General features: G+C 41.1%; 24 protein-coding genes and 1 pseudogene. 22 read left to right on the top strand and 3 right to left on the bottom strand.

All coding sequences use genetic code 11. The features are described 5' to 3' along the window. Positions 1–2: 2 nt before the first annotated feature. From MHB43_RS20255 to MHB43_RS20240, 4 genes are all read left to right on the top strand, one after another. The gene (locus MHB43_RS20255; protein ID WP_405117845.1) at positions 3–272 is read left to right on the top strand and encodes a phage holin family protein; all 270 of its coding nucleotides are present in this window, start codon (positions 3–5) and stop codon (positions 270–272) included. Next, complete coding sequence (locus MHB43_RS20250; protein WP_405117844.1) at positions 269–1,147, top strand: N-acetylmuramoyl-L-alanine amidase; 879 nt, start codon at positions 269–271, stop codon at positions 1,145–1,147. The genes MHB43_RS20255 and MHB43_RS20250 overlap by 4 nt, the downstream gene beginning before the upstream one ends. Before the next feature lie 166 nt (positions 1,148–1,313). Beyond that, positions 1,314–1,961: a hypothetical protein gene (locus MHB43_RS20245; protein WP_405117843.1), complete on the top strand. Its 648-nt coding sequence runs from the start codon at positions 1,314–1,316 to the stop codon at positions 1,959–1,961. Between the two features lie 21 nt (positions 1,962–1,982). Further along, entirely contained in the window at positions 1,983–2,726 is a 744-nt protein-coding gene (locus MHB43_RS20240; RefSeq protein WP_405117842.1) for a Panacea domain-containing protein, read from the top strand. 80 nt (positions 2,727–2,806) lie between these two features. Here the strand turns inward: MHB43_RS20240 and MHB43_RS20235 are convergent, their stop codons facing one another. Then, complete coding sequence (locus MHB43_RS20235; RefSeq protein WP_405117841.1) at positions 2,807–3,478, bottom strand: SOS response-associated peptidase; 672 nt, start codon at positions 3,476–3,478, stop codon at positions 2,807–2,809. A 596-nt stretch (positions 3,479–4,074) separates the two neighbouring features. On the opposite strand from MHB43_RS20235, the pseudogene MHB43_RS20230 reads away from it, so the two are divergent. Beyond that, a pseudogene (locus tag MHB43_RS20230) lies at positions 4,075–4,344 on the top strand (fibronectin type III domain-containing protein); the annotation flags it as partial. A gap of 52 nt (positions 4,345–4,396) precedes the next feature. Here the strand turns inward: MHB43_RS20230 and MHB43_RS20225 are convergent. Continuing rightward, positions 4,397–5,254: an ATP-dependent DNA ligase gene (locus tag MHB43_RS20225; protein ID WP_405117840.1), complete on the bottom strand. Its 858-nt coding sequence runs from the start codon at positions 5,252–5,254 to the stop codon at positions 4,397–4,399. Between the two features lie 70 nt (positions 5,255–5,324). Continuing rightward, entirely contained in the window at positions 5,325–5,600 is a 276-nt protein-coding gene (locus MHB43_RS20220) for a hypothetical protein (RefSeq protein WP_405117839.1), read from the bottom strand. Positions 5,601–6,324: 724 nt separating this feature from the next. On the opposite strand from MHB43_RS20220, the gene MHB43_RS20215 reads away from it, so the two are divergent. The 17 genes from MHB43_RS20215 to MHB43_RS20135 all read left to right on the top strand — a co-directional run bounded on the left by MHB43_RS20215 (position 6,325) and on the right by MHB43_RS20135 (position 19,263). Beyond that, the gene (locus tag MHB43_RS20215) at positions 6,325–7,881 is read left to right on the top strand and encodes a hypothetical protein (RefSeq protein ID WP_405117838.1); all 1,557 of its coding nucleotides are present in this window, start codon (positions 6,325–6,327) and stop codon (positions 7,879–7,881) included. A 453-nt stretch (positions 7,882–8,334) separates the two neighbouring features. Then, positions 8,335–8,670, top strand: coding sequence for a YolD-like family protein (locus MHB43_RS20210; protein WP_405117837.1), 336 nt, complete (start codon positions 8,335–8,337; stop codon positions 8,668–8,670). Between the two features lie 176 nt (positions 8,671–8,846). After that, the gene (locus MHB43_RS20205) at positions 8,847–9,557 is read left to right on the top strand and encodes a hypothetical protein (RefSeq protein ID WP_405117836.1); all 711 of its coding nucleotides are present in this window, start codon (positions 8,847–8,849) and stop codon (positions 9,555–9,557) included. Continuing rightward, the gene (locus MHB43_RS20200; protein WP_405117835.1) at positions 9,505–10,032 is read left to right on the top strand and encodes an accessory gene regulator B family protein; all 528 of its coding nucleotides are present in this window, start codon (positions 9,505–9,507) and stop codon (positions 10,030–10,032) included. Before MHB43_RS20205 ends, MHB43_RS20200 begins: the two co-directional genes overlap by 53 nt. A gap of 1 nt (position 10,033) precedes the next feature. Next, complete coding sequence (locus MHB43_RS20195) at positions 10,034–10,156, top strand: hypothetical protein (protein WP_405117834.1); 123 nt, start codon at positions 10,034–10,036, stop codon at positions 10,154–10,156. Between the two features lie 6 nt (positions 10,157–10,162). After that, positions 10,163–10,888 carry a hypothetical protein gene (locus MHB43_RS20190; RefSeq protein WP_405117833.1) on the top strand — a complete coding sequence of 242 codons (726 nt, stop codon included), beginning with the start codon at positions 10,163–10,165 and terminating at the stop codon, positions 10,886–10,888. 619 nt (positions 10,889–11,507) lie between these two features. Next, the gene (locus MHB43_RS20185; RefSeq protein WP_341073424.1) at positions 11,508–11,771 is read left to right on the top strand and encodes a hypothetical protein; all 264 of its coding nucleotides are present in this window, start codon (positions 11,508–11,510) and stop codon (positions 11,769–11,771) included. A gap of 615 nt (positions 11,772–12,386) precedes the next feature. Further along, a complete protein-coding gene (locus MHB43_RS20180) occupies positions 12,387–12,980 on the top strand; it encodes an RNA polymerase sigma factor (protein ID WP_036607662.1) in 594 nt (197 codons plus the stop codon). Then, entirely contained in the window at positions 12,977–13,612 is a 636-nt protein-coding gene (locus MHB43_RS20175) for an anti-sigma factor (RefSeq protein WP_076209924.1), read from the top strand. The genes MHB43_RS20180 and MHB43_RS20175 overlap by 4 nt, the downstream gene beginning before the upstream one ends. A 43-nt stretch (positions 13,613–13,655) precedes the next feature. Then, the gene (locus MHB43_RS20170; RefSeq protein WP_221820330.1) at positions 13,656–14,255 is read left to right on the top strand and encodes a histidine phosphatase family protein; all 600 of its coding nucleotides are present in this window, start codon (positions 13,656–13,658) and stop codon (positions 14,253–14,255) included. A 232-nt stretch (positions 14,256–14,487) separates the two neighbouring features. Beyond that, a complete protein-coding gene (locus tag MHB43_RS20165; RefSeq protein WP_221820332.1) occupies positions 14,488–15,606 on the top strand; it encodes a hypothetical protein in 1,119 nt (372 codons plus the stop codon). A gap of 44 nt (positions 15,607–15,650) precedes the next feature. Next, entirely contained in the window at positions 15,651–16,157 is a 507-nt protein-coding gene (locus MHB43_RS20160) for a gamma carbonic anhydrase family protein (RefSeq protein WP_091028957.1), read from the top strand. A gap of 23 nt (positions 16,158–16,180) precedes the next feature. After that, positions 16,181–16,360 (top strand): IDEAL domain-containing protein, encoded by a 180-nt coding sequence (locus MHB43_RS20155; protein WP_017687723.1) that lies wholly within the window; start codon positions 16,181–16,183, stop codon positions 16,358–16,360. Positions 16,361–16,512: 152 nt separating this feature from the next. Then, complete coding sequence (locus tag MHB43_RS20150) at positions 16,513–16,935, top strand: DUF2487 family protein (RefSeq protein WP_221820334.1); 423 nt, start codon at positions 16,513–16,515, stop codon at positions 16,933–16,935. A 192-nt stretch (positions 16,936–17,127) separates the two neighbouring features. Next, the gene (locus MHB43_RS20145) at positions 17,128–17,670 is read left to right on the top strand and encodes a ubiquinol-cytochrome c reductase iron-sulfur subunit (protein WP_017687725.1); all 543 of its coding nucleotides are present in this window, start codon (positions 17,128–17,130) and stop codon (positions 17,668–17,670) included. 15 nt (positions 17,671–17,685) lie between these two features. Next, positions 17,686–18,357 carry a menaquinol-cytochrome c reductase cytochrome b subunit gene (gene qcrB, locus MHB43_RS20140; protein WP_017687726.1) on the top strand — a complete coding sequence of 224 codons (672 nt, stop codon included), beginning with the start codon at positions 17,686–17,688 and terminating at the stop codon, positions 18,355–18,357. Positions 18,358–18,378: 21 nt separating this feature from the next. Then, positions 18,379–19,263, top strand: coding sequence for a c-type cytochrome (locus tag MHB43_RS20135; protein ID WP_405117832.1), 885 nt, complete (start codon positions 18,379–18,381; stop codon positions 19,261–19,263). The last annotated feature ends 25 nt before the right edge of the window (positions 19,264–19,288 follow it).

The raw sequence follows: 19,288 nt of genomic DNA, 5'->3' as shown, positions 1-19,288 counted from the left end.
AGATGGATTGGAGCACTGTATTTTCATTAATTGATCCTAAGTTATTTATTGTATTGGCTGCATGCTGGGTACTTGGTATTGGTATAAAACGCATTCCAAAGATCCCGGACTGGACCATTGTTTTCATCGTGACTGCATTTGCTATTGTTATTACCTGTTGGACACTCGGCTGGTCTCCCGAATCGCTTATCCAAGGAATATTGGTTGGTGCGTTCGCGGTATTCGGTAACCAGGTGATCAAGCAAGCGAAGAAAGGAACTGAACAGACATGATCTCAAAAGGCAATTTCTTGTTACTTGAGCCATCCGAATTAAAAGGGTGGCTCGACAAACAGAAAATAACCAGAAGCATAGACAAGCTCCAGGTCCATCATACGGCTGCACCCAACTACACTACTCGTCAGGTGATCAATGGAATAGCAAAACAGGATGTCTGGAAATGTCTTGAGGGAATGAGGTCGTACCATCTGTCACAGGGATGGTCAGGCACAGGTCAAAACATGACTGTACTTGAGGATGGGCGTATTGCTATCAGTTTGGATCGGGATCTCAATAAAACGCCTGCTGGAATCAAAGGGGCCAATACAGGTGCTTTGTGCATAGAGATCATAGGTAACTTCGATCAAGGCGGAGACACAATGACTGTTGCGCAGAAACAAGCTGTAGTCCACCTATATGCTTGTCTCGCACTCAAACTAAACATACCTATTGATACATCCCATATTGTGTACCACGCCTGGTATACGGCTTCTGGAGCGTGGTTAGGTGATTATCAAAAAGGTAAGTCCAGCAAGACTTGTCCAGGGACCAAATTCTTTGGTAATGGAAATACACGATCTGCTGCTGAGCGAGGATTCATTCCAGCTATCAAAGCTGAATTCAATCGAATGAAGGAAGGGGATGGAGAGCCGATGACATCAGAAGAAAAGAAACAAATGGAGGAACTGAAGGCGACTGTTGAATCTCAGGCCAAGTGGATCGCAGCTCAGAAGGCCAAGGAGAACATGGAATGTCCTAAGTGGGCAGAATCAGCTTATGAGTTTTACAAACCTTATATTGCTGACAGCAAAGGCAGTTACGACTTCTGGCGGCAATTGGTCATAAACTACCGCAAGAAAGTTGGCATTAAATTGCAATCCGAAGTATAGGTAGGTAGTGTGATGGTGAAATTATTGCCCTGATTTTAGTCGGGGCTTATCTTTCTCTTGTATAGGAACAAATGTTCTGATAAAATAGAGTTAAGGTTGGTTGCTTGACAGGGTGTGCTAATATTAAGTAAAGAAGGTGAATCTCAGGGATAAGGAATGAGTGGTCTTGGATCAATTCGCTGCAATACAAAAGCTTATCAATGAAATTTGTGCAGACCACGATGCGTGTTCTCGTGATTTTATTGGTTTGGAAAATGTGGAAATGATTAATTTAAAGAAAAAGTCAATAAGTAGTGTCTTCTCTAAAGATGAAGGACTTCATACACCTGAACCGACATTTCTTACGTTGATCCAGCAATATTTAAATGTTTTGAATCAGAGAATTTTGCATATGGAGTACGATTATGATTACAGGCATTGGGATTTGAGAAACAGAGTTAAGCACAGAGATTCAATAATTAACAAATTGTTTGATTACAGATATGTAAGGCAGGAACTAGGCGGTGTGCCTTTGAATAAGTGCATGAATGACCTTCTTGGATTCCGCATAAAAATTGATGGATTTGATCATACTTCAGAAGAAGTAAATGAGTTTCTCGAAGAGCTTAGACAATCTGAGTACAAAATAGTTTGTAATAACTCGAGTAAAGGTGAATACAGTGGGACCCACATTTACCTGTGTGGCAACAATAATTTTTTTCCTTGGGAATTGCAAATTTGGAACCCAAATGACGAGCAAAAGAATACAGATTCACACAAAGATCACAAAAGCAAACGCGAATACATAAAATGGCCACAACAATATAACAACTAGTTTTGAGGGGAGGTGAGGACATTGGCTTTTCATTTTATAGCAATATTAAGTGATTATATTGGCGGACAAAGGATCGGTTGGCACTACTCGTCTGAATCTAAGTTAGATAAACAAGTTATCACTGAATTCATGAAGAAAGTTGAAGAGTGTGGACATACCCAACTTGGGATACATAAACTGTCCACAGATTCAGTTGAGTGGTCCTCAGTTGTTAAGAAGGATTCTTTTTTTGAGGACATTTTAGTAACTCATGATGCTGATCTTATTGTTAGACAAATAACTGCCAGTAAAAAATTGAACGTTCACGATGTGGTCAAGTTCATTCTTTCTATCGCTCCGGTAACACATTTAAAACTACAGAAACTGCTGTATTACGCTTATGCGGAATATCTTTTAAAAACTGGTCGGAAGTTATTCAGTGAACCATTGGTTGCTTTTAAGTACGGTCCAGTTGTTGAAGAGGTTTTCTATACGCAGAGGCACAACGGCTCATCTATAATTGATTATAAAGAAGATGAGATGTTTGTAGTTTCAACGGACGTATCATTGCCAGCTTCTGTAGTTCGAGTCATTGGGGCAGATGATGGTGTTGCAGCAACAGACTGTATTGTTGAAGTGCTTATGCGCTACAAAGGTCACGATGCAAGAGACTTGGTTGACAAAACGCATCAACACGGAGGACCATGGGACAAAGTGTATGTGGAAGGTATGAATCGTCCAATCACAGATGATGTTATAAAATCCCTGCATCATTTGGTTGTTTAATTTCAGATAACAATATGTTTTACTACATTCAGAGCAAAAACAAAGAGCAGGAGGGTTAACCCTCCTGCTCTTTTTTACGTTCAACCTACTTCTTTAATTAATTCCTCATTGTTATTCCTCACATTGCCAACTTCCTTCGGCACCTCATATGCTCTCATCTCTGAAGCTTGATATGGCTTAAGCAAACCAAGTAGTGACTGAACATCCTCATTATCTCTTCCGAGCCATTCAGCTTCATCCTCAGGGCGTAGGATAACCGGCATGCGGTTGTGGATGTCTTCCATCAGACTATTTGGTTCTGTAGTAATTATGGTACACGTGCTCAACTTGTTTCCGTCTGGATCTGTCCAGGTATCGTACAGACCTGCCAATGAAAATATGCTGTTGTCCTTCATCAGAATGCGCATAGGTGTCTTGGCTGTCCCTTCTTTACGCCACTCGAAAAATCCCGAACATGGGACGATGCAACGTTTGGACCCAACTAACCGTTTAAAGGCTGGCTTCTCTGCCAGCGTCTCGGACCGGGCGTTGATCATCTTGTTCCCGATCTTGTCATCCTTGGCCCAGACGGGAACCAGTCCCCATCGGAGTGAACCCAGTCTATTGCCGTCTTTGCTTCCTATAATGGTGGGGATGTATTGCATAGGTGCGGCATTGTAATTAGGTTTGTACTCAAAACCATCTGCAATAGATGCATAGTACCTATCCATTATTGCATCTAAGGGGTCCGTGAGCGTAAATCTTCCGCACATGATAATGCCTCCTTTGAGACTCTATACTATCTAATTTTACTCAAATCTTTAAGAATAGAAACGGGTAATTTGTGGAGACATGCATCCAATATAAAATAAAAATGCAATAAATTAGATGATATTTATAGATCAGCAAGTTTATGTTTAGACAGAGTTTAATGAATTTTATATTCTTATTTAAGATAATCTACTTTATTAATGAGGTGTATTTAATGAAAAAAATTCTTTTGATTCTTGTCTTGTTATTCTCAATTCTGCCTACTAATGGTGCTTTCGCTGTTGCGGGTCCGGGTGTTTATTACTTTGATGTTTCTGCCATAAAGGGAGTTGGTTCATACCTTATGAGTGGAACTGGAAGATGGTCATCTACTTACGTAGTGAACAAAGAAGGTGTCAATACAGGGTATCAAGAAACTGGCGGTAATGTTAATGCTATTATAAACTCAGGATCATTTCATCCTGCGGCCTATATCAAGGTAACATTAGAGCCTGGTGCAACTCTTACATCAGTTCAAGTATGGTCTGGAAATAATAAAGCTGGAGATTCAATAACGGTCGATTTATTTACTACCGATCCACCCGTATCTTCTCCAGAACCAACACCAGAACCGGAACCGGAACCGGAACAACCTTCAGGGGACCGCGCAATCCTAGTTGTGACTATGTCTACTGGATTAGAAAAAGAGTTTGATCTGAGTATGAATGAAGTCAATAGTTTCATAAATTGGTATGAGGCTAAACAAACTGGGAGTGGAAAGGCATCTTATGCAATAGACAAGCATGATAATAACAAAGGACCGTTCAAGAGCCGCAAAGACTACATCCTGTTTGATCGAGTCCTAACGTTTGAAGTGAGCGAATACTAGCAGTCAATAAAAAATACTCCGCATTGAATTGCGGAGTATTTTTTGCATTATCTCAGACGATAAATTGATCAAACACGGGTATACGCAGCAAGCCTGATTTGGTCCAGTTTCGCATTTTAACTCTGGCCTGAATTCGAGGTTCAAGGTAAACGTTGTTCTTGTCTTCACCTGTTATCAGCTGCTGGCAAACTCCACGAAATGCTTGCTTATGTTTTGGACTCGGGCCATGCTCAATAATCCCTACCGGGCGCATCTTGCCTGACGGATCTGGAACAGCAGCGAGCCATCCAAACTCAGATTTTTTATATCCAGTGATGAACACATTAGCATAGGACCAGTTAATAACCTTCAACCAATCCTTGGACCGTCTGCTGACATACTGGCTGTCTTTGCGCTTGCCAACTACACCTTCCATTCCCATAGTCTCTATCTGAGTGTATAACTCCTCTCCAGCGCCTTCTATATGGGGCACAACTCCAAAGTTAGAGGAAGGAAGAGATAGACTGTGTAGGATCATCTTGCGTTCCATAAGAGGTAGCTTACGTAGATCCCGTCCCTGGTAGAAAAGAATATCAAATATAGCAAATGTGGCAGGCAGTTTATGAGTGAGCTGCGTTATCTTGCTGGCCTGCTTTGTGCTGAATCTACTCATGACTGCTTCAAAGTCGTTAAGCCCTGTCTCTGGATCAGTGCAAGCGACCTCGCCGTCCAAGATAATATCAGAGTCAAACAGCAGAAGCAATTCCGGGTACTGACGGGTACAGTCGTTGTTGTGACGAGTGAATAGCCGGACTTTTTCGGCTTGTTGCGAATATATCAACCGGTGACCGTCAACTTTAGGTTCAAAAATGAATTCTGAATGTGAGAAGGGACCCGGTGCTGTTTCAAGTAACATTGGACTAATAAACATAAAAACACCTCAATCTAATTATAGCGGTTTGCCATAAAGGATAGAGGCGGTAAGTTGTGGAACTGTGATTTTAATGCTGTAATGATTTTTCAATGATCTGTTCTAAAGTTAAATCTTTGTTATTAATCCACCACGATGCAGAAGTCTTATTTTGGAGCGGCAACAAAGTCTCTAAATTTTTATCTTTGTCGTGGGCTTGATTTAAAAATTTAATTCTGATATCTCGTGCCCATTTAATCTGAGCTACAGAACCCTTGAGGTCTGGTATGTTATAGTGGCTCTCGATTTCACTTGCTAAGTTATTTAAATAATCTTCCATCTCTTTAGAACGTACAATCTTAACCAAGATAATCACCTCGTTTTTAGTTTATAAGGATTATTTGTAGTGTTTAGAAGAGTTTTTTCATAATGGTTAGCCTTTTTTTATAGAATACCTTTTTCATTCTTCTTTCTCCTGATATAGTAATAATTAACAACATGAAATAGTCTATCAGACCTAGGTTTATTTTACTATCAAAAATGTATGGATGTGAAAAGGTGAATACATATCGTGTATTGCAAACAGACACAGAATTCCTAGTGGCAGCATTATCACAGACACGTGTATCAGTCTGGTTTGTCTTACCTGAGCGAGAACGTATTATGGACTATGGTGGGTTATTGGAAGCGTACAGTGATGTATCAGTAAAAATTGCTGGTAATCGATACTTTAGAGACAAGTTTGAATTTAGAGCGGAGAGAGGTAGGTAAATGCTTAATCTAAAGAGCATTATTGATGAGGAATTAAGGAAGAGGATTAGTGAAGCAAGAACAGCCGGTAACGAATACTTGGATGTTATTTCAGGAGATATACATAACTATTTAGGATTTAAAAGTCGTATGCCTTCATGCTGTCATGCTATGAAAAAAATGATGCGGTCGGGTGACTTGATCTTATCAGAACCGCTTAAAGGGAAAGGAGCGACAGTTAAGGTGAGATATTTCCTATGACTAGATGTTAGTAGTTTTAAAGAATCGGAACTTGTGATTAAAAAAATATTTTATAAATGATATTAAAGGAGTTGTCTTTGATGAAAAAAGGTTCAATTATACCAGGTTTTAGAACAGGAGTTATTTGGAAGAAGGTGATTGCATCAATATTCTATGTAGTCGGTGCTTTATTTCTTTCAATACTGGTCTTTGGTACCTTTATTGGTGATAACCAAACTAAAGACTCAGTAATTAGCTTATTAGGCGCACTAAGTCTAATAGTTTTCTTCGGATTGATTCCTTTTATATTAATTACTAATTTTCTCTTAATAAGAAGAAGACTTCCTTTGATCAAGAGCAAAAATTGGCCATTGAAAATCATTGGGTGGACGTTGTCTATTATTATGCTTTTTATTTGTTTCGGATTCTCAAATTTTATGTTAGATAAGTTCTATACAGAAGATTACATAGTACAACGAGAATCTGAAAGAGAAAAAGCAAAAGTCGAAAAAGAAAAACAAAATAAAGAAGTAGCTGCAAAGAGAGAGGAAGAGAAAAAAGAAAAAGAAATAAAGGATGCAGAATCGGCCCAAGCCAAAGAAAAAGAACAGTCACACATAAAGGAAACATCAGACAAAAAGACAGGTGAACCTGGTTCTTCTAAACCAAAAACCGATAAAGATTCTGTAGTTACTGTTACTGCCCAAAGTAAAAATTCTGACGTCAATAAAAATAACGAGGAAAAAGAAGCAACAGGTAGTACTGTTATAAACAAATTAGGCAATTATGCGAATGACGTTAAAGAGTTATTTAATAACATAGATATTTTCTTATCTGATAAAGATAGATTCTCTGAAGCGAAAGTTTCCAAAATTACAAATGGTGAACGGATGTTTCTAAAATCAGAAAACAAGTACTGGAATCTATTTGGAGATCCATACTATAAACGAACTTTAGAATATGAAAATTATATTTATTATGGAGAAACTCGCGATAGCAAGCCACATGGAGAAGGAGTACTATATACATACTCGTACTCTAATTTTTTAAACAAGGTTATGGTTCCTCTTTACATTGGAGATTTTAAGGATGGGATGTTCAACGGCTACGGAACAGAGTTTATGTTAGCTTCTGAATACTATAATGATGTCTTTGGATATTATGGAGGTTTAGATGAATATGGCTTAGTTTTCCCGGTTTACGAAGGATACTTCAAGAACGGAAAGTATCATGGTGAAGGTATTCTCTCATTAATAGATGAGAAAAGTTCTACTGATGAACCTTCAAATTTATTGAAATATTACAAAGTAAATAAATTGGCAATAGAATCATTTGAGAAAAAGTTTGAAAAATCAGAAGAACTATACTATTTTCCAGACATGCCTATTTTAAAAACAAGTGTTAGAGATATAGGCGAATTTAAAGACGGAAAATTAAATGGTGATGGTAAACAGTATAATGGACAGGGAGTATTAATGTATGAAGGCGAATTAAAGAAGGATCGCTATCACGGCGAAGGAAAGTTATATTTTAATAATGGAAATATCAAATATGAAGGTGATTTTAAAAGTAATCAGTTTCATGGAAAAGGCACACTATATAATAGTGACGGGACAATAAAATACAAAGGGAAATTCGCTTCAGGTGACATTAAATAAAAGATTGCTACAAAGGTATACATTGATTGATGATCTCCATAATAATATACTCTCTCCCATGAGTTCTATTATAAATTTACCTGGTCAAAATGACTGGGTATTTTTGTTGTTGATAAAGGAACGTATGTTCGCATATAATATTGAAGAGGTGATTTACATGTTAACGGATTATCAAAGGAAGGTCCTTCGGATCTTATACAACTACAAAGGTGGACGGCGTAGGTTTCCTACAATCCACGAACTTACAGTCAAAACGGGTAAGCATAAACCAGATGTCATGGCTGCTTTAGACGCTCTTGTGACTGAAGAATACATACATTGGGAAGACAGGTCTGACACGGCTAACATAGTGATCTTGGAAGGCTGGGAACGTGAGGGAGAACGTCCTAAGGTAGACCCCACACCACCTTCTGGGAACATCGACTATTGGACTCAATACTAAGGAGGCTTGTCATGCGTAGCAGACTGAAAGATAACGGGTTGTATGAGACATCCAGGATAATTATGCCTGAACACAGAGAGGCATGGTTGGCGCAACAGGAGGAAACGTCAGAGAAGGAAAAACCGATTTTGGATGAGCAGGAAGTGCAGATTATTTATGGTCTGCTGAATGACTCTTTCCATCAGCGCATTCGCATTCGCGTCACTGTCTTTGATCCAATTGAGGATAAGGTATACGAAGGGATTGTTTCGGTGGTAAACACGTTTCTCAAGGAGATCAAGTTGGTGTTTGCCGATGGCGACTGGAAATATATCAAGTTAGCTAATATCATGTCAGTATCTATATAGTCATGGCTAAGAACTAAATGTGGTGATGTAAATTTGCTGTTAGATGAAAATGTTGATAATTTACTCTGGCTGAAAATATCTCTGTAAACAATGGATTTGTATGAATTTGGCTATGGAATTGCCACTCCGTCATTTATAATAACTTTAATAGTTATTTTAATTAGGATGGTGTAGGTTTGAACACTTTTTTGTATATCTTAATCGGTATTTTTGAGGCTCTTGCTGTGTTGTTAATTATTCTAAAGCTATATATGTTGCCAGTTAGAGAGTTTGCAGGGAAAATATTTTTCTTCATTGTTTTCATGGCTTCGTTCTCATATATGATGCGAATAACTTTAGAATTCCCTAAATTAGATTTACCTTTTCAATATATTTTCTTCATACTTTTTTTACGAATTGGCATGGAATTAAAATCACATATTTCATCATTTATTGCTGGAGCTGGTATATCTGCTTACGCAGCAATACAAATGGGGATTTTTCACATGTTTGAGTGGATGGATGTAATGCATTCTGGTATTGTTCAACAGAATGAGGGGAGTCTGGTTTATTTACTACAGTTGTCTTCTATATTAGTTACATATTTAATTTGCTTCATCTTTTCTCTGTTCGATTTTGGATTTTCTTTTATTATAAGACCTCCTCATGATTTTATAATTAAAGAAAATTATCTGTCTAAGACAAACCTTTCCTATTTAATTGGAACGATGATCTCTGCAATAACAATTTGTATGACTTTGGTGTTGCTATACAGATCAGAACCAACAGGATTGTTAATATTAGCGATTGCTACTTTCGGAGTATCTTACTTCTTTTCAGTAAGGAGGGAGCGAGGTGATATTAGAAAGGCTGTCGAGGCGTATCGCAGTAAGCATAAAAAAATCTGATCCAGAGGGACCAGGTACTGTTGAGGTATTGGAGTACGAATTGGGACTACGACTCAATTGGTATACCGGACTGTTGCTTACGGTTATTTTAGGAATGACTTTCGGAACGACTATCGGCGCCTTGATTACTTTATTTTCATTTGTTGCATTAAGAAAGTTTTCAGGTGGCGTTCATTTGCCAATAACTATATGTTCAATTGTAACGGGCTTTGCGGCTGCGTTAATTCCCTTAATTAATTTAAATTACGAATCGATTATTTTATTGAATACAGTAAGCCTAATTATAATGTTAATTTACGCTCCAAATGATTTTGAATACGTTAATTCCACCCAATGGGATAAGTGGCTTAAGTGGATATCAGTTGCGCTGGTCATTGTAAATTTCGTAATTATATCACCAGAAATTACATTGGCATTCTTTGTTCAAGCCATTCTTATTCTTCCAGTATGGACAAAAAGTGAAGGAGGTGGTTAAATTGAATCAGAAAATAGCAAGAATGCTTAGTACTGACCTTACTAAAGGAGCAAAAAAATCATCCAAGAAACGAAAGGTTATTGTTGGAGCGATGAAAATGCCAGAAGAATTGAAAAAGAAGTGATCCTTGATGAATGATCGATCAATAATAGGTATTCAAGTCCAAAGCGATGGCTCTTACGGGCCTCGTTTTTCTTTTTCCGAGAATGATATTATGGGCATCGAAATGTGGAAGCCATCGAAAAATTACAATGTCCCATTTTTTTATACAAGAACGGGGAACTTTACTGTGCTTACAACGTTAAGCGCATGCGAACAGGCTTTTCCCAACTATAAATTTCTTGATGGATCAAATCTAGTGAATATAGATAACATCGATCGAGTATTGACTGGTTCATATGGCGGAATCGCATACTTTAAAGACGATATACATACCGGAATCAACCAGAAGAATCTCAAAGTCTGGAAAGATATCGTAGATGAAGTGAGACAGTTAAAGAAGGACAGCAGGCAGATTTTTGGTGTAGAAATAGTGGAGAACGGTCAGTTATCAACAAGTGGATTCTTTGACGCTTGTGATATTTACTATATAGATATGTGGGAGCCTAAAGCCAACTATTATGTACCTCGATTCCACACAAGCAAAGGTCTGTTCACAGTTGGATTGACATACAAAGCTTGCGCTGAGGCTATGCCATACCTCTATCCTGCTCATAATGGTAACCTGGTCAATCCATATTGGATCGAGAGAATTGATGAGCAGATATTTGGCTCTACAGCAATTTTTAAAGAATCTGATTATAGAGTTACTGTAGCGAGAAGTAAATTAAAAGCACTAAAAGGAATCATCAATTAGCAAACCCGGGGGAACCGGGTTTTTATTTATCACAAAATACATTTGTTGTCAAGATCAATCGATACTAGGTAACTAGAGGAAGTTTCGACAACCATCGACAAGTTACACGGCTGCGACATGTTATTATTAAATTGGAAAAAACAAGAATGAGTATTGGAGGGAATAGATATAAGATGACATTCAAAGTTGAATAGACACGTAGCTTATTGATAGGAGTGTGTGGATCACAAATTTCGAGTACTATATTAGTACTCATTCGACCGGGGAGAGCGGAATATTCCGCGACTCACTTCGTTAGTACTTCCCACTCATACAGCTGTTCCATTTGAATATCTAAGATCATCGCGGCTAGGTACAAAGCTTCTACATTCATAGGGCGCTGACTTGTCGCGAAAAACGAGACCATTCTTTTGGACCAACCCGTACGACGAGAGAATTCGGCTTGGGTCATTTGGCGGTGATCAAGCCAGTACTGAAGTAAGCATCTCCCTCGGATTATTTCCACCAAGAGTGCTCCTTCAACCATTTAGAGAGTTTAAATCAAATCGAAGTATAACATGTTCTGCAAAACAAGGTAAACAACAGAAATTCGTAAAATACATCATAGGAGTGCTGCGTAATGTTAAAAGGGTGGTTGGAACCAGCTATCGAAAAACGCCTTTGGGAAGTTGTAACTATATGCGAGGACGAAAATAAAGAGTTGTACGATGATTTTAATGTCACCTTAAATAGATTGAAGAAATACATTCCGTTGGAGTTAATCGACGACCTTAATAAATTGGAAGATATCTTCCTACAAAAAGGTTCCTCAATCAAGACTGCATACAGAACTGGATTTGACGATGGGTTAACGTTGGCACAAGAGTTAAGGAATACAATCTAAAAAAAAGGCCCTGTATCCGTAACGGATGACAGGGTCTTTATAATAGAAGATAAAAGGTTTAGTTTCAGGACAATACTCTCCACTCCTATCCAATAACTGTATTGCTCCACGTGAGCAATGGCCGCTTTTGTAAGCGGTCTTTTTTTTGTCTTGAAAAGTTATGGGAAAGGCATTGATATGTTAATAGTTACATTTAAACTTACATCCTCTATTTACATCTCCCTCCTTAATCTGTTAGGATACCTTAGATCAAAAAAATATCACATTTCTGTAACCTTTTCAGTATGTCGTCCGTCTATATAAGCAAGGCTTACCAAAAAGGAGCAAAATGAAGTCATGAACGTGAAAATGACCGCATATGAATGACAGGTCGGGTTCTGTGGATACCAATGGATTTGCCAGGATGATGCAGACCGTTGTACAATAAATACTGTTAATGTAGAAACGTTGGGGAAATTGCCATTACATAGGGGAATTTGGCGGGAAGGCCAGTTATGGCGCTGAACGCTGTTTATATGCGGTGAGAACCGCAACTTTTTTGTGCCTGTTCGGTAATACATGGATAGAGTCGAACGGGGAGAAGCACATGGATGGGCGAGGAGGGGTCGCACTCAAATGACGGATTCCCAGTTGATTCGAGAGATCAAGGAAGGTAACCTGGAGTTATATTCCGAGCTGATGAGTCGTTATCAGCGTAAAATACTGGCTTTCGTATATCATATGTTGAAAAGTTCCAATATGGAGCTGCTTGCGGAAGATCTCTGTTCTGAGACTTTCTATAAGGCGTTCCGCAGTCTGCACTCTTTCCGTGAGGTGGATGCCTCATTCTCAACCTGGTTATATACCATTGCGAGAAATACGGTACTGAGTGAGCTTCGCAAACAGCGCAGCGGAAATGTCCCACTTGAAGAGAGCGGGATTGTTCCCGTTGCTCCTTCGGAGAATACACCGGAGTATGCTGTACTACGTAGCGAGCGGGTGATGCTGGTTAGGGATGCGATTAACAATTTGCCAGAGAAGCAACGTTCTGCGATTATACTCCGCGAGTATGATCAACTAGACTACCAAGAGATTGCGAATATTCTTGGGCAGAGCGTCAGTTCTGTGAAATCGCTATTATTCAGAGCAAGATCAAGCGTAAAAACTCAATTGGAACCTTATTTCTTCGAACCGGTGTACGAGCCATATGAAGGGATGAAGAACCGATGAATTGCAATGAAGCCCAGGAACTGTTTGCACTGGTCTGGGACTTGCCGGAAACTCATCCTCAGCGGATTGCATTTCATGCTCATCTCGCTGGTTGTGATGAGTGCTCCGAGCAATTTGAGGTCTGGGAAGAAGCTCAGATCTTGCTGCACAGCATTCCGGTTCCAGTGACAGAACAACAGGCAGAGAGAGTGAACCGTAACGTGATGGACCGGATCTACGCGGAGTCTCCATGGCTTCTGCCGGAAGAGGTAAAGGTTAATCGTTTCTCTGCTGTGATCCGCAAGCATATGTCTTTGTGGATCGCCGCGTTCCTGGCTATTTTTTTATGCAGCTTTCTGTATATGGCAATGTTTAAGCCAGACGTATCAGAAGCTGAGCAAACCAAGGTTGTTGCTACGGGTATTCTGGAGACAGGGGTTGCCGGAAGCGGACCATCGTCCTCTGGAATGTATCAGTACAACATGACTGGAGCGGACAGAGGAAGTATCATAGAACCTTTTGTTGTGAGCATGGGACCTGCTTATCCACAGTATTGGATGGCCCTCTCTTTACTTGCAATAGGAATGGCGTTATTTTCTCTTGGACGTATGCATCGAACAACGAATAAACGCAAACAAGGTGCGAGTGCATAGGTAATAACCTTTCGTTCGCCGTGTGGAGAAATGAGGGATGTAAGTGCGAATCGGGCTTATTCGTCACGGTCTTACAGACTGGAATGCGGCGGGCCGTATACAGGGTCAGACGGATATTCCTCTGAATGGAGAAGGTCGTGAACAGGCAGAGCGCCTGGGAAGACGTCTGCTGACGGAAGAATACCAATGGGACTATATCATCACAAGTGGATTATCGCGGGCACAGGAAACAGGGGAGATTATCTCCAAGCTGTTGAATGTACCTTTGCTTGAGCCGGACGCACGGTTGAAAGAAAGGGCTTTTGGTCAGATTGAAGGTCTGACTTCAGAAGAACGGGTTGCCCGCTGGGGCAAATCCTGGGAGACATTAGATTTGGGGCAGGAGCAGATAGCGGATATCCAGATTCGTGCACTGGCGTTTCTGGAAGATCTATGGTCTGCCTATCCAGACCAAAACGTACTCATTGTCACTCACGGAGCTTTCTTAGCCAACCTGTTAACAGCCTTGTTTAAAGATCGCTATACAGAACGTATTGGAAACCTGTCACTGACGATCCTGGAAAAGGAACGTGATGACTGGAGTCCGCTGTTATATAATTGCACACGACATCTGTCTTTGGACACAGCGAAACAACCTGAGTAAGCTAACTTGGGTTGTTTTTTTGCGTTTTATGGGGAAATAAGACTTTATATGATTTCAAACCTCTCATTTTTCTTCTGATTGACCAACTTGAGGCATAGTATGTTTTAAAACATAAAAGATTTCCAAAAAGAGGTTTAGATTATGGGAATTCCGTCAACGATGTTTACAAAACCAAACTATTTCAGGCTCCGAATCAGCAGTCGAAGTAGTTAACGGGCGAGGCGATGGACCCATGAATCTAGCGGATATGCTTACTTTTGCCGATATTGGCCAGCTTAATCGAATAGCAGACTATTACCAATGTGAATGCAAGCCCAATTCCAAACATGAACTCATCCAGAGTATTCTCACTACATTGGGCAGCAGACCCTTTTTTGAGCAGCAGGTACGTCAACTGAATCAAGCAGATCAGCGTTTTTTGAACAACTTGTTGTTTGACCCTCGCCAGTATTATGGTATGGAAGAACTCATTGCCATAGCCCGTCAATCGATGGACAAAAAGGAGAGTGAGGCAGGCGCGAGTCCGCGTGATCTCATTGTTCGCTTCAATAAGAGTGGATGGTTGTTCAATGGAACAACGCAGCAGACCAGGTATTTGTATCAGGTACCCCAGGATCTGAAACTAAGATTCAGGGATGTGTTATCCACACATCTGCGAGCAGGGATTACCAAAACAACAGAACCACCCATGTATCGGGATGAGTATCATCTCTTAGCGGATGATCTCAAGTTGTTCCTGCAGTTTGTCCAGCAGCACGAGATTGCCCTTAACGCTGAAGGCATGATGTACCGTCGCTCTCAACAGCAGATTATGGAGCACCTGCACATTAGTGAGGAATTGGTGGGCAAAGGTGGATGGAGATTCGGATATGGCCGTTCCTTCAAGGATTACCCGGATCGTTTCGCACTTCTCTACGACTATGCATTTCACCATCGGCTGGTTCGTGAGGAGCAAGGCACGCTGAAGTTATCACCAGCTGGAGAAGACAAGCTGGGAGCTGAGAAAACAGCCGAAATGATACAGCTATTTAGGTTTTGGTTAAGATTGTATAAAGGTGCTATTCCCAATCTGTCCTCTATTGTGTACTGGACAGGCGAATGTGCCCAAGAATGGTCAACTGCCGAGTCGCTGTTTCGTCAGATCGGTCCATTCATTCAGCCGTTTTATTATGATACGGCCGATGCCATCTATGATAACAGAATTGTTAAAATGATGCTGCATCTTGGCATGGTTCGTATTGGGGAACATGAGGAAGGCCGGACTATACAAATGACAGCTTGGGGCACTCGTCTTGCTGTATCCTGTCGCTCCATCTCAGGAGACATTACACCCATTATGTTTGACAAATGAAGGAAAAGTTGCTAAAATCACTCCCAAATTAAGGAGTGATAATAATGATAATTCCATACAAAGGTCTACAACCTCAGTTACACTCTTCGGTATATATGGCTGAAGGTGCAAAACTGATCGGTGATTTGAGAATGGGAGAAGAGTCTTCCGTCTGGTTCAATGCAGTCCTGCGGGCTGATTTGGCTCCTATTATCATTGGAAAGCGCTGTAATATTCAAGATAACGTTGTCGGGCATGTCAATACTGATCAACCTTTGATTGTGGGAGATGATGTTTCAGTAGGACATACAGCGATCATTCATGGGTGTTGTATTGGAACAGGATCATTAATCGGCATGGGAGCCATTCTGCTGAATGGAGCCGACATTGGCGAATATACGCTGATTGGAGCCGGTTCTGTTGTTACTGAGAATAGTAAAATTCCGCCCTATACTCTTGCTTTGGGGACACCTGCCAAAGTGATACGTGAGCTGACTGATGCCGATTTGGAGCGGATGTCCAGAACTTCACTGGGTTATGTTACCAAAGGAAAAGAATATAGGAGCTCTTAAATCCGTTTTGGAGGTGCATCCTATTGGATAAAATGAAAGTTACGTATGAAGTCATGTTGGGGCTGGCAGCTGAGATGGTGTGGGACGAAGCGCTTCGCAAACAGCGCAGCGAGAAACTCTATTTGGAAATCGATAAAGCGTTAGCTACCGGAGACGAAGTAGCTTTCCGGAGTCTGACGGATGAACTGAGGACCATAAACTGATAGGCAAAATAGTTCCTTTCTGAGATAAAAGGGAATGCGCAGAGGCGTATTTCCTTTTTTGATATGTGTAATTCCAAAATGAATGTCTGGATTTATAAGATATGGTCATATATAATATGGGAATAAAATGGATAGAGAGGGGATATAGGGAATTGAAATTCAGTGAGATGACTCAAGACAGCTGGGCTGAACTGCAACTCTATCTGGATACATGCCTTATTCCATACACAGCTCTTAGCGGTGAGCAGTCGCCAGTTGAAGCTACCGAGGCATTGGAGCGGCTGAGAGATTTTCTGGATCTGGTCGAAATTCCTTTCAAAGGGAGAATCATGACTTATCCAGCCTTTCATTATGCTAATTCGGAATTGTCAATGACATTAAATTCCTTGTCCGCACAGCTTAAATCCTCGGGATTCAAATATGTGGTTATTATGTCATCAGATGGTCATTTGAATGGCATGGAAATTCCAGCTGCTGATTTGGTTTTGAGTCGGTCCGTGTTAACTCGTGAGGTCGGAGAAGAGGGGATTGCGAGATTTATAGGGGAGAAAATACGAGAGTTGTGGAAAAAATAGTTTTTGGCGACAAATGTGACAATTTTACAACATTTTTTTAATAACGCTTACAATTGAACCTTAAAAATGTGTGACAAATTCTTGACGGTGTTCTAGGGCTACTATATGATTATGTATGTTCTAGTAAGTCGTGGAATTTATGAAAATGAAAACGTTTGAGAGAGTTGGCTGAAAAAGGGGGTTGGAGACAGTATGAGCAGTGAGCATGACCACCACGAAGCTTCATTGAAATTGCCAAGCCGCATGGAGATGTCACGCAGGCAGTTTTTGACGTACACGCTTGGTGGAGCTACAGCCTACATGGCCGCCGGTGCAATCCTTCCTATGGTCCGTTTTGCGGTGGACCCGATTTTGCAACATAAGGGAGAAGGCACCTCTGTCAAAGTAGCTGAAATCAGCAAAATTACGAATGAGCCTCAAGAATTCACCTTTGAACTTAAACAACAGGATGGTTGGTATCTGAGTAATGCATCGTTAGTGGCGTGGATTCGCAAAGATGAACAGGGTAAAATTTATGCACTCTCACCTATCTGTAAACATCTGGGATGTACAGTAGGCTGGAATAGTGACAAGCAATACCCTGACGAGTATCATTGCCCCTGCCATGGCGCGCACTATGACAAGGAAGGGAAGAATCTTGCCGTAGCCCCCAAACCGCTGGATGAGTACGTAGTCAAGGAAGAGCAGGGTTGGGTATATCTGGGCGACATTGTTCCGAACACCCGAGTGAATTAGGAGGCGTGAACGCAGATGTTTAAAAATGTCTATGACTGGATTGACGAGCGTCTTGACATCACGCCAATCTGGCGGGACGTTGCGGATCATGAAGTTCCAGAGCATGTAAATCCGGCTCATCACTTTTCCGCATTCGTGTACTGCTTTGGTGGATTGACGTTCTTTATTACTGTTATTCAGATTCTGTCAGGCATGTTCCTGACCATGTATTATGTACCTGATATTATCAATGCCTACGCAAGTGTGGAGTATCTGCAGACCAAAGTAGCCTTCGGCCAAATTGTTCGCGGCATGCACCACTGGGGAGCCAGTCTGGTTATCGTAATGATGTTCTTACATACGATGCGTGTGTTCTTTACAGGCTCTTACAAGGCACCGCGAGAAATGAACTGGGTTGTTGGCATGCTGATCTTTTTCGTCATGTTGGGCCTGGGGCTCACAGGGTACTTGCTACCATGGGATAACAAAGCCTATTTTGCAACAAAAGTAACACTGGAGATTGCCAACACGGTTCCTTGGCTGGGACCAATCATCAAAGAATTCCTGCAAGGCGGTACGATTGTTGGTGCACAGACACTAACCCGATTCTTTGCCCTGCACGTATTCTTCCTCCCCGCTGTGCTTCTGGTGCTTCTGGTCGGACACTTTATCATGATCCGCAGACAGGGCATTTCGGGACCACTATAAACTGAGAAGGGAGGAATCGCAATGGCTCACGGACATAAGAAGGATGATGAGGAAAAGGTTATCTTTGTCGGTGATTCACGGGTCCGTAAAGGGGCGGGATTTATTACCCCTCCTGATTACACGGCATATCCCGGCAAATCAGAAGCCTTTATCCCCAACTTCCTGCTGAAAGAATGGATGGTTGGTGTCGTTGTATTGGTGGGGATTCTGGTTCTCACGATCTCAGAACCTGCACCTTTAGGCTATCCGGCCAATCCGAGCGCATCCGTAATTCCTATGCCGGACTGGTACTTCCTTTTTCTGTATCAGTACTTGAAGTATCCATACGCATCTGGCGATTACGTTCTGCTCGGCGTACTGGGGGTCAGCGGAGTCGCTTTTGGAGCTTTGCTGCTGGCACCATTCCTGGATACAGGCAAGGAGCGGCGTTTCTATAAACGCCCAATTGCTTCATCACTGATGATTTTGTCGGTCATTTCTGTATTCTACCTGACAAATGTAGCGTGGACGCACTACGAGCATGAGTTGGAAGCAAGTGGACAGAAGCCTGAACATATTCAACGTGAAGAAGAAGCGCTGGAGAGGCGTGAACAGGGGCTCCCACCCGTTTCCAATGCACCTGGACAGCAAGAAGAAGTTGCGATCGTGGAACAGGATGATCCTGCAATGGAAACGTACAAGAAGGCCGGTTGTATTGGTTGCCATGCGGCTGATATGAAGGGTGCAAGTGGACCTTCACTTCGGGGTGTGGGTGACAAGCACAGCCAGGAAGAGATTCTGACCATCATTAAAGAAGGTTATAACGAGATGCCTCCTCAGTACAATAACGCCATCGCTCAAGGTGTCACGGATGAAGAGATCACTCATCTGACCGAATGGCTTGCGAAACAGAAAGCAGAACAGTAAAATCGAAATAACCAATGAAACCTGA

The organism is Paenibacillus sp. FSL H8-0317 (genome assembly GCF_045040685.1).
Lineage (GTDB): Bacteria > Bacillota > Bacilli > Paenibacillales > Paenibacillaceae > Paenibacillus.
This window is presented reverse-complemented; position numbering and strand designations above follow the sequence as displayed.

Coding starts and splice junctions, on each gene's coding strand:
- MHB43_RS20160 (WP_091028957.1), top strand. CDS start 15,651: ATGATAATTCCATACAAAGGTCTACAACCTCAGTTACACTCTTCGGTA.
- MHB43_RS20165 (WP_221820332.1), top strand. CDS start 14,488: ATGAATCTAGCGGATATGCTTACTTTTGCCGATATTGGCCAGCTTAAT.
- qcrB (WP_017687726.1), top strand. CDS start 17,686: ATGTTTAAAAATGTCTATGACTGGATTGACGAGCGTCTTGACATCACG.
- MHB43_RS20255 (WP_405117845.1), top strand. CDS start 3: ATGGATTGGAGCACTGTATTTTCATTAATTGATCCTAAGTTATTTATT.
- MHB43_RS20145 (WP_017687725.1), top strand. CDS start 17,128: ATGAGCAGTGAGCATGACCACCACGAAGCTTCATTGAAATTGCCAAGC.
- MHB43_RS20185 (WP_341073424.1), top strand. CDS start 11,508: ATGTTAAAAGGGTGGTTGGAACCAGCTATCGAAAAACGCCTTTGGGAA.
- MHB43_RS20225 (WP_405117840.1), bottom strand. CDS start 5,254: ATGTTTATTAGTCCAATGTTACTTGAAACAGCACCGGGTCCCTTCTCA.
- MHB43_RS20235 (WP_405117841.1), bottom strand. CDS start 3,478: ATGTGCGGAAGATTTACGCTCACGGACCCCTTAGATGCAATAATGGAT.
- MHB43_RS20190 (WP_405117833.1), top strand. CDS start 10,163: ATGAATGATCGATCAATAATAGGTATTCAAGTCCAAAGCGATGGCTCT.
- MHB43_RS20135 (WP_405117832.1), top strand. CDS start 18,379: ATGGCTCACGGACATAAGAAGGATGATGAGGAAAAGGTTATCTTTGTC.
- MHB43_RS20180 (WP_036607662.1), top strand. CDS start 12,387: ATGACGGATTCCCAGTTGATTCGAGAGATCAAGGAAGGTAACCTGGAG.
- MHB43_RS20250 (WP_405117844.1), top strand. CDS start 269: ATGATCTCAAAAGGCAATTTCTTGTTACTTGAGCCATCCGAATTAAAA.
- MHB43_RS20175 (WP_076209924.1), top strand. CDS start 12,977: ATGAATTGCAATGAAGCCCAGGAACTGTTTGCACTGGTCTGGGACTTG.
- MHB43_RS20215 (WP_405117838.1), top strand. CDS start 6,325: ATGAAAAAAGGTTCAATTATACCAGGTTTTAGAACAGGAGTTATTTGG.
- MHB43_RS20210 (WP_405117837.1), top strand. CDS start 8,335: ATGCGTAGCAGACTGAAAGATAACGGGTTGTATGAGACATCCAGGATA.